This window comes from Methylomagnum sp. (genome assembly GCF_054333355.1).
In genome coordinates this window covers 1-9520 of the sequence record NZ_JBTEKS010000152.1, presented here as the reverse complement: position 1 = coordinate 9520, position 9520 = coordinate 1, and the positions used below count along the sequence as shown (strand labels likewise).

8 protein-coding genes are annotated in these 9520 nt (G+C 65.0%); all 8 read left to right on the top strand.

All coding sequences use genetic code 11. The annotated features are described in order from the left end of the window. A partial coding sequence (locus ACXWUF_RS12645; RefSeq protein WP_458495030.1) for a hypothetical protein occupies window positions 1-185 on the top strand: 185 nt, incomplete at its 5' end. Between the two features lie 130 nt (window positions 186-315). Beyond that, entirely contained in the window at window positions 316-1026 is a 711-nt protein-coding gene (locus tag ACXWUF_RS12640) for a glycosyltransferase family 2 protein (RefSeq protein ID WP_458495029.1), read from the top strand. Between the two features lie 42 nt (window positions 1027-1068). Then, the gene (locus tag ACXWUF_RS12635; RefSeq protein WP_458495028.1) at window positions 1069-1500 is read left to right on the top strand and encodes a PqqD family protein; all 432 of its coding nucleotides are present in this window, start codon (window positions 1069-1071) and stop codon (window positions 1498-1500) included. Next, complete coding sequence (locus ACXWUF_RS12630; RefSeq protein ID WP_458495027.1) at window positions 1482-2588, top strand: hypothetical protein; 1107 nt, start codon at window positions 1482-1484, stop codon at window positions 2586-2588. Before ACXWUF_RS12635 ends, ACXWUF_RS12630 begins: the two co-directional genes overlap by 19 nt. Window positions 2589-2696: 108 nt before the next feature. Beyond that, window positions 2697-4148, top strand: coding sequence for a tetratricopeptide repeat-containing sulfotransferase family protein (locus tag ACXWUF_RS12625; RefSeq protein WP_458495026.1), 1452 nt, complete (start codon window positions 2697-2699; stop codon window positions 4146-4148). A gap of 215 nt (window positions 4149-4363) precedes the next feature. Next, window positions 4364-5776 carry a sulfotransferase domain-containing protein gene (locus ACXWUF_RS12620; RefSeq protein WP_458495025.1) on the top strand — a complete coding sequence of 471 codons (1413 nt, stop codon included), beginning with the start codon at window positions 4364-4366 and terminating at the stop codon, window positions 5774-5776. Next, window positions 5773-8001, top strand: coding sequence for a glycosyltransferase family 2 protein (locus ACXWUF_RS12615; RefSeq protein WP_458495024.1), 2229 nt, complete (start codon window positions 5773-5775; stop codon window positions 7999-8001). The genes ACXWUF_RS12620 and ACXWUF_RS12615 overlap by 4 nt, the downstream gene beginning before the upstream one ends. Continuing rightward, a complete protein-coding gene (locus ACXWUF_RS12610) occupies window positions 7985-9349 on the top strand; it encodes a tetratricopeptide repeat protein (protein ID WP_458495023.1) in 1365 nt (454 codons plus the stop codon). Before ACXWUF_RS12615 ends, ACXWUF_RS12610 begins: the two co-directional genes overlap by 17 nt. Window positions 9350-9520 lie beyond the last annotated feature (171 nt).

Here is a 9520-nt window from a genome sequence, read left to right as displayed (position 1 = left end):
ACGCGCATCAAGAAATGCGCACCGTGACCAATCCAGAACAGGCCCGCATAATTCTTACACGGGCACCCCACGGTTTAGAAAACCACTGGTTGTACGCCCGCTGGCAACCGCTCCCGCAATCGCAGTACTGGTCGTGGTGGGCGGCAACCCTGCCGTTGCGCTTCTTTTTCGCGAGACGCATTTAGTTTGATATAACTCGAAGGGCTGATACCCTATTAATTAAGTGGGGCGGGCTGGTTACGCCTGACATCCCGCTGGGCTGGCCAGATCGCCGAGTTTATTCAAAAAAATCATAAGCCCCCGATCCAGCCCGACATGCCGAACCCCCTCATCAGCGTCATCATTCCCAGTTACAACCGCGCCGACTACATCGTCGAGGCCGTCCAGAGCGCCTTCGCGCAGACCTATCCCGCGCTGGAACTCATCGTCATCGACGACGGCTCGACCGACGCCACCGCGCAAGTCCTCGCGCCCTTCGTCGGCCGGCTGACTTATGTCCGGCAGGAGAACCAGGGCATCGGCGCGGCCCGCAATCACGGGGTGGCCCGTTCCTCGGGCGAGTTCGTCGCCTTCCTCGATTCCGACGACCTGTGGCTGCCGGACAAGCTCCAATGGCAGATGGCGGCGTTTCGGAATGCGCCGGAAACCGACGCGGTCTACGGCCACGCCGAGCAATTCATCAGCCCCGAACTCGACGCCGAAGCCGCGGCCCGGCTCCGCCATCTGGCCGGGAAAATCCAGCCCGCGCCCATCGCCTGCGCCCTCCTGATCCGCCGCCCGGCGTTCGACGCCGTGGGTCCGTTCGACCCGGCGCTGCGGGTCGGCGTCGATATGGATTGGTACGCCCGGCTGTGTGAGCGCGGACTCAAGACGGTCATGCTGGAACAAACCCTGTACCGGCGCCGCCTGCACCGTTCCAACCTCAACCTCACCCATGCCCACGAGCAATCCGAGCGGCTGCGGGTGCTGAAAATGGCCTTGGACCGGCGCCGCAATCGTGGCCCGGCGTCTGACGCGCCCCATTAATCCCTAAACCCCAACCCGAGCGTGTTTCCCCGGAGATTACCCATGCCCGAAATTTATCGCACTGACCTGCCGAACATCATGCACGAGACCATCGACAACGAAGTGGTGGTGGTGAACCTGGACAAAGGCACCTATTACAGCTTCGACGGCGTGGGGGGCCGCGTCTGGGACTGGCTGGGCGGCGACGGCCAAAGCCTGGAAAGCCTGGTCGCCAAGGCGGCGGCGAGCTTTGCCGGAGAACGCGACAACATCGCCGCCACGGTGCAGCGCTTTGTGGAGCAGCTGCACGCGGAACAACTGGTCAGCGTGACCGCCGCCGAGGCCGGTCCCGCCGTCGAGAGCGCGGAACCGGCGGCGGACGCCCCGGCCTTCGCCGAACCCGTCCTGCAAAAATACACCGACATGGAAGCCCTGCTGCTGGTCGATCCCATCCACGAAGTCGACGAGGAAGCCGGATGGCCGCAAGTGAAATGAGCGCGGCCCACGCGGCCGACCAACTCGCCTTCTTCGACACGCTGGCTGCGGGCTTCGCCCGCGCCGGTGGCCGGGCGGGCGTCGTGGCGCGGGATTATCGCGTCGCCGGGTTCAAGCTGCGCCTGCGTTTCGCTGGCGCGGCCTTGATGCCGGCCATCGTCCCGGCCATCGCCCATCTCGAGGTGTCCGACCCGGCGGAACCCGATTTCACCATCGAGCTGTTCGACTCGGAATCGACCGGCACGCCCCTGCCGTTCCTGGCCGGGCGCTTCGTCGATTTGTTGCGGCTGCGCTGGTGGGAGCATCTGGAGGGCCGCCGCGAAATCAAGAACATGAACGGCGAACGCATCCGCTCGGTGTTCCACTTGGGGCCGGATATCCTGAGCGTCCTCGACACCGCCCGCGACCGGGCGATTTATTGGGTGGAACAGGCCGACTCGATCCCCTATTACGAGAAAGGCTATCCGCTCACCGTGCTGCTCAACTGGTGGCTGGCCCGGCAAGGCCGCTACTTCGTCCACGCGGCGGCGATTGGCTCTTCGGAGGGCGGCGTCCTGCTGACCGGCAAGGGCGGCAGCGGCAAGTCCACCACCACGCTGGCCTGCGTGCTGTCGGAACTGGGCATTATCGGCGACGATTACACCGCCATCGACCCCGTGGCGTCCAAGGCTTACAGCCTTTACAACACGGTCAAGCTCAAGCGCCTCAGCGATGTCGAGCGCTTCCCGCAACTCAGGGGCTGCGTCAGCAATCTGGACCGGGTCAGCGACAGCGAGGAGGACGAGGGCGAGAAGGCGATGATCTTCCTGCACGAGCATTTCCCGGAGAAGCTGATCCCTGACATGCCGGTGAAGGCCATCCTGGTGCCGCGCATCGTGGACCAGGCGGACACCCGGATCGTCCCGGCGTCGTCCGCGCTGGCGTTTAAAGCCTTGGCGCCCAGCACGCTGTTTCAGTTGCCGGGCAACGCCCAGCACGCTTTCCGGGCGCTGGTGGAAATGGTGCGGCGCATCCCCGCCTACGAAATCCAGCTCGGTGCCGTTCCCAGCGTGCCGGGGGCGATCCGGCGATTCATTCAGGATGCTTAGATGGCCGGTTTACGATTTCGCTTAATCGGAAAACTCCGGGCTGCCTTGGCCCGTTGGGCCGAAACCGTCGGGAAAGCCGGGGGCTGGCGCGCGAATGGCGCTCTGCGTTTGTTCGAGACACTGGCAAGACTGCCGGTGATAGGGGCGAACGGCCACGCTCTGGCAGGACTCCTCCAAACTGCCGCCGGACGCTACGACCGAGCCATCGCACACTACGAAACGGCCCTTGCCCGGGGCCGGTCCTGGGATGCGGCGGTGCATCACCGCCTGGGACTCGCCCGCCTACGGGCCGGAGATCCCGCTGGCGCCGAGCCATGCTTGCGGCGCGCCATGGCGTTGGCCTCCAACGAACATTGGCCCTGCTGGGCGCTGGGCGATTGCCTGCTGGCCCTGGACCGCCCGGCGGAGGCTGAACAGGTCTTGCGGAAAGGGCTGAAATTAAGGCCGGACGAGCGCTGGTGGCGTCATCAACTGGCATTCTCCCTGTGCCGACAGGATCGTGCGGGCGAAGCCATCGACCACCTTATCGACGTCGCCGCTGCGGTGGAACCGGGACTTAAACCGTTGCCGGTCCCTTTTCCCTGGTATCTGCTCACCACTGTTTCGCTGGCAACCCTCAATCGCGTCCAAGCGCTGGAAGCGGTTGTCGAGCGTCATCCAGAAGCGGATGAGGCCATAATCTTTCTTGCCCGGATGGAGGCTCTACTAGGTCGGCACGAGCAGGCCACCGCCCGGCTCCGCCAAGCCTCCGCGTTGCGCTGGCCGGACTTCTACCAACGGGCGCGGGCGGCGGGGAAAGACAGCGCCGACTCCAAGCCACCGTCCTTCCTGATCATCGGCCAGCCCAAGGCGGGCACGACGGCCCTCTACACCCACCTGTGCGACCATCCGCGCTTCATTCCGCCCCTAATTAAGGAACCGGAATTCTGGTCGCGTTTTTACGCCGTCGGCGCGGACTGGTACCGTGCCCATTTTCCGCCGCTGCCCCGTGACTCTGCGCGGATCACGGGAGATGCCACGGCCACCTACTTCTATCACCCGGACGTGCCCCGGCGCATCGCCCATGCCCTGCCCAACATCAAGCTGGTACTAATATTGCGCGATCCCGTGGCGCGGGCCTATTCGCATTATTGGATGCATGTCAGGCACGGTTTGGAACAACGGACCTGGGAGGCGGTCGTGGACACAGAGTTGGCGCTTTTCCCCTGCTGTCCGCTGAAGACCGAGGCGCTTGACCGCCTATGGCGACCGGGCGCCTTCTCCTACCTGCTCGGTAGCGCGGCCTTGCCCCACCTGCAACGCTGGCTGGCCCACTTCCCACGGGAGCAACTGCTGATCCTGCGGACCACGGAACTGGCGGGCGACCTGCCGGGAACCCTGCGCCGCGTCTGCACGTTCCTCGACCTGCCGCCCTTTGCGACAGGGAATGCCAAGCGGGTGAACGAGGGCCGGTATCCGCCGATGGCGCCCGCCACTGAACAGCGGCTCCGCGACTGGTTCGCGCGCCATCAAGAAGAACTCCAACTTTTTTTGGCAAATCTCAACGGGGAATCCCCATGACCATTCAAGCCCGCATCCCCGACCCGGACGAAACCCTAGGTTGCCTGCTCGCCCGCGACGAACGGCAATTCATCCAGGGCCAGGGCTTCTAAATGGTTCGGCTACGCTATCCGATAGCCTCGAAGTTCCGCCAGTATGTCGAACGAAGAGGCGCTGCGGGCGGATGGGAGGCTAGTTACGCATTGCGCCTGCTGGAAAGGCTGGCGTCGACCCCCGTGATCGGCCCGGGGTGCCATGCCCTGGCGGGGTTGGCCCACGCCTCAGCCGGACATTACGACCGGGCCATCATGCACTTCGAGGCGGCGCTGGCCCAGGGCCGATTCAGCCATGCGTCCCTTCATCATCATCTCGGGCTGGCCCACTTGCGCCGTGGCGACCCCGCCCCGGCCGAGCCGAATTTCCGGCTCGCCGTGCGGCTCGCCCCGGAGGCTCACTGGCCCTACTGGGGACTAGGCGAGTGCCTGCTCGCCGAGGATTGCCTGGCAGAGGCGGAAAAAGTCCTCCGAACAGCCCTGGCATTGGCGCCCGACTGCCGAGGCGCCCGCCATGCGTTGTTCCATTGCCTACTGCGGCAAAACCGTGCGGACGAAGCCGTTGACGCCATTATCCAAGCGGCCGCTACTGCCTCGCCGGAGATTCTGGCGTCGATTCCCTTCCCTTGGGACTTGCTCACCGCACCGTTGGCAACCGAGGCTCGTGCTCAGGCACTCCGCGTCATCGTTGAGCGCCAGCCTACGGCGGCGGAAGCCATTATCTTTCTGGCTTGGATGGAAACCCTGCTCGGTAGGCCCGAGGCGGCCCAAAACCTGTTCCGGCAAGCCGCCGCCCAGCACTGGTTGCGCCGCCACGGGCCAGCCTGGACCACTGGCGCGGAAGAGATTCCATCAAAGCCGCCGCAATTCCTGATGATCGGCCAGGCCAAGGCGGGCACGACAGCCCTCTATAAATCCCTGTGCGCCCATCCGCGCATCGAGCCGCCCCTGCTTAAGGAGCCGCAATTCTGGTCCGAACACTACGGCGCTGGCGAAGCGTGGTATCGCGCCTTGTTTCCGCCAACACCGCTCGGCGCGGCTAAAATCACCGGCGAGGCTTCGACCACCTACTTCACCCACCCGGAGGCGCCGGGGCGCATCGCCCAGGCCATGCCTACCGGCAAGTTGATCCTGTTGCTGCGCGATCCCGTGGCGCGGGCCTATTCGGAGTATCGGATGTATGTCCGGCTGGGTTGGGAAAGCCGGACTTGGGAGGACATCGTGGCCACCGACCTCGAATCCCTGCCCGCTTGTCCGTTGGACTTCGACGCTCCCGACACCGATGCGCCACCGAATTCCATCCTAACCCGCAGCGCCGCCCTGCCCCATCTGAAGCGCTGGCTGTGTTACTTCCCACGGGAACAACTCCTAATCTTGCGGTCTTCGGAACTGGCCGAAGACATGCCTGGCACCTTGGGCCGGGTGTTTGCCTTCCTCGGCCTGCCGCCTTTCGTGCCCGAGGACGCCAAGCGGGAAAACGAGGGCCGTTACCCGCCGATGGTGCCGGAGACCGAACAGCGGCTCCGCGACTGGTTCGCGCCCCATCAACAAGCCCTCGAAAGCTTTCTGGCAATCCACCACAGCGAGACCCCATGACGACCCAAGCGCGTGTCCCCGACCCCGCCGATAGCCGCCAAGCCAAAGGCCATCATGGCATGGCCTTGGGCTGGCTGAAGCGGGGCCGCTATAAACAAGCCGTAGTCAGCCTGGAAAAGGCGCTGGCGGCGGACCCCAACTACCTCGAAGCCCATCTGGAACTGGCGCGGGTCTACCTGCACATGCGCCGCTGGGACGACCTCATCACCCATTGCCGCCGGGGCTTCCTGCACTTCATGGAAACCTCGGAACTGCACAAGATGCTGATGACGGCGCTGGAAGAGCAGGGCACCCTGGACGACGCCTACGCCTGCTACGGGCTGGAACGCCGCGACGAGCGCTGCCTGGACATCGGTCCCGATGAAATCCTCTGCTGCCTCGTCGCCCGCAACGAACGGCCCCGGCTGCCCTTCTTCCTGGAGTATTACCGCCAGCTCGGCGTGGACCGCTTCTTCGTCATCGACAACGGCTCCACCGACGGCAGCGTGGAATGGCTGCTGCAACAGCCCGGCGTGCATGTCTGGTGTTCGGAACTGTCCTTCAAGCGGGCCAATTTCGGCTCGTCCTGGTTCGAGTTATTGCTGCGCCGCTACGGCGTGGGGCATTGGTGCCTGACCCTGGATTCCGATGAATTCATGATTTTCGAGGGCTCGCCCCGGCGCAGCTTGAAGGACTTCTGCCGCGACCTGGACCGCCGCGACAAGCGGGTGGCCACCGGCCTTTTGCTCGATCTCTACGGCCAGCGCCCGGTCAGTGAGACCCGCTATCAGGAAGGCACCGACCCCTTGAGCCTGTGCCAATATTTCGACCGCAAGTTCTACCACACCCTTCTGAAAGAGAGCGGTCCCTACCGCAGCCAAGACCTTTACTTCGGCGGGGCACGGCAGCGGGTGTTTCCCACCAAGCACGATTACCTGCTGACCAAATCGGTCCTGCTCCGCTACCAGCCGGACGTGGTGCTGGCGCCCGGCCAGCATTTGAGCAATATCGCCGTGCGGCACCATGCCACGCACGAGATATGCCTGCTGCACTTCAAGTTCTTCGCCAGCTTCTTGGGCTACGCCCGCGAGGAAGCCAAACGGGAAGTCCACGCCATGGGCGCCGAGCAATACAAGGCGTACCAGCGGCGGCTGGACGAGGAAGAGAACCTGGTGCTCTACCACCCGGACCACTCGCTGCGGTTCGAGGGCACCGCCCAGTTGCGCGAACTGGGCATCATGCGGGCCGAGGAGCCGTTGCCCCCGGCCCCGGAGTTTCCGGCCATCGCCCCGCTGTCGGACGGGGAGGAACGCCCGTTCTGGTCGGTGATGGTGAGCGTGTATGAGCGCCCCCAGACCATCGAGCGGGTGCTGTCCAGCGTGCTGCGGCAGGCCGACGAGGCCATGCAGATCGAGGTGGTCTGCGATTTCAGCGGTGCCGAACGGCAAGCGGCCATCGGCGCGGAAGTGGTGTGGGTTGGTGGTGGGCGGGTGGGGTTCTTCCCGCTGCCGGTACGGGTCGGCCATCCCCACATCTTCAACGCGTGTATCGCTAGGGCGCGGGGCCAATGGGTCCACATCCTCCACGACGACGACTGGGTGGAGCCGGGTTTTTACCAAGCGCTGCGCCAAGGCATTGAGTCGGCCCCGGAGGTCGGCGCGGCCTTCTGCCAACAGAGCATCGTCAGCACCGCCCGCGCCGAACTGCTGCTGTGGCATTCCTGGGCGGAGCGGGAAACGCCGGGCGTCATCGAGGACTGGCTGGAGCGCATCGCTCTGGAATGCCGGGTGCAGTTTTCGGCGATGACGGTGCGGCGCGAGGTCTACGAAACCCTGGGCGGTTTCTGCCCGGACGCACAGTCCGCCTTCGACTGGGAGATGTGGACCCGGATCGCGACCCGCTACCCGGTGTTCTACGTGCCTGAACTTCTGGTGGGCGTGGGCCGCGACGAAACCGCCGAGACCTCCCGCCTGATCCGCACCGGCGAGCAGATCCGCGACGCCTTCGCCGCGCTGGACATCGCCGCCCGCCACCTGCCCGCCGACCGGGCCGAGTTGCTGGTGAATAAAAGCCGGGAGCGGCTGGCGGCTTATGCGCTGGAAGTGGCGGGGCGGTATCAGTCCTCCGGCGATGCCGAAGCGGTGCTGGCGAATCTGCGGGCGGCGGTCGCGGGTCGGCCCTCGGCGCGGACCCGGCGGCGGATCATGGAATTTTTGCAGGGCGAGCGCCATGAATTCGAAGGCTGACATCGACCCCGCCAAGGCGGCCTATTTGATGGGCCGGGCCTGGCTGGACCGGAACCAGGGCCGGATCGCGGTGGCGCAATTGGAAAAGGCGCTGAGCCTGCAACCGGACCACCCAGACGCCCATCGCTATTTGGCCTACGCGCTGGTGTTGCAGGGCGAGTTCAGGGCGGCGGTCGAACACTTGGACGGCTATTTGCAAAACAATCCCGCCGACGAGGGGCCGCAACGGGAAGTCCGACTGCTGCGGGAAGTGGCCGGGATTCCGCCGGAACCCGTCGATCTCCCCGACAACCCCGGTGGCCGCTTGCGCTTCGCCAGCCGCTATGAACGCACCCACCACCGTAGCGGCTGGCGGTATGCCATGGAAGCCCTGTACCCCTTGCACCATAGCGAAGGCGTCCGGTTCGAGGGCTTCCTGGAAGACCCCTTCGGCTGGGAGCATCCGCGTTCCGGCATCCGCCCCAACGCCGAGTTGCTGTTTGCTCTGAGAAGCCCGGTGTTCCAATTCCGGTTGTCCTCGGAAGAGCGCCGCATCGTTCCCTACCGCGAGCCTTGGGTGGGCTTCCTGCACAACCCGCACCAGATGCCGGACTGGTTCCACCCGGACGAATCGCCCCAGGCCATCCTCGCCAAGCCGGTTTGGCGGGAAAGCCTCGCTACCTGTGTCGGCCTGTTCGCCCTGTCCGAATACGCGGCGGACTGGCTGCGCGAGGCCACGGGCAAGCCGGTGTCGGTGGTCCACCATCCCACCGAAATTCCCGGACAACTCTTCGACTTCGAGCGCTTCCAGGCCAATCCCGCCAAGCGCATCGTGCAAGTGGGCTGGTGGCTGCGGCGGCTGACCGCCATCGACCGGCTGCCGATTCCCCACGGCAACGCCCTGGGCTACACCAAGCTGCGGCTGGTCCCCAACTACGCGGCGGGGTCGGCGGACTATCTCGACAAGCTGCGCCGCCGCGAAGGCCGGGAATGGGGCGACCCCGCGCCGGAACACGCCGCCAACACCCAAGCGGTGGCGCATCTTCCCAACGACGAATACGACCGCCTGCTGGCCGAAAACATCGTTTTTCTAGACCTCTACGACGCCAGCGCCAACAACGCGGTGATCGAATGCCTGGCGCGGGCCACGCCTATTTTGGTCAACCGCCATCCCGCCGTGGAGGAATATTTAGGGCCAGATTATCCGCTGTACTACCGCGACCACGCCGACGCCGCCGCCAAGGCGCTGGACCTGGAACGGCTGCGGGCCGCGCACGATTATCTGTTGAATAGCGAAACCCGGCGGCGGCTGGACGGGGCCAGCTTCCGGCAAAGCCTCGAAGCCAGCGAGGTTTACCGGCGGTTATGAACCACTTGGTTAGGATGTGGCCGTGAATAACTTCCCGGATTCCGTAGGTCGGGCAGGTACTCATGCCCGACGCCATCGCCCGGACCAGGGAAGGTCGGGCATGGAATACATGCCCGACCGACGCGGTGGCTGAGCGTCCTTGCCAATCAAAATGAGCCGCATCCTGCTATT

Coding starts and splice junctions, on each gene's coding strand:
- ACXWUF_RS12640 (WP_458495029.1), top strand. CDS start 316: ATGCCGAACCCCCTCATCAGCGTCATCATTCCCAGTTACAACCGCGCC.
- ACXWUF_RS12635 (WP_458495028.1), top strand. CDS start 1,069: ATGCCCGAAATTTATCGCACTGACCTGCCGAACATCATGCACGAGACC.
- ACXWUF_RS12630 (WP_458495027.1), top strand. CDS start 1,482: ATGGCCGCAAGTGAAATGAGCGCGGCCCACGCGGCCGACCAACTCGCC.
- ACXWUF_RS12615 (WP_458495024.1), top strand. CDS start 5,773: ATGACGACCCAAGCGCGTGTCCCCGACCCCGCCGATAGCCGCCAAGCC.
- ACXWUF_RS12610 (WP_458495023.1), top strand. CDS start 7,985: ATGAATTCGAAGGCTGACATCGACCCCGCCAAGGCGGCCTATTTGATG.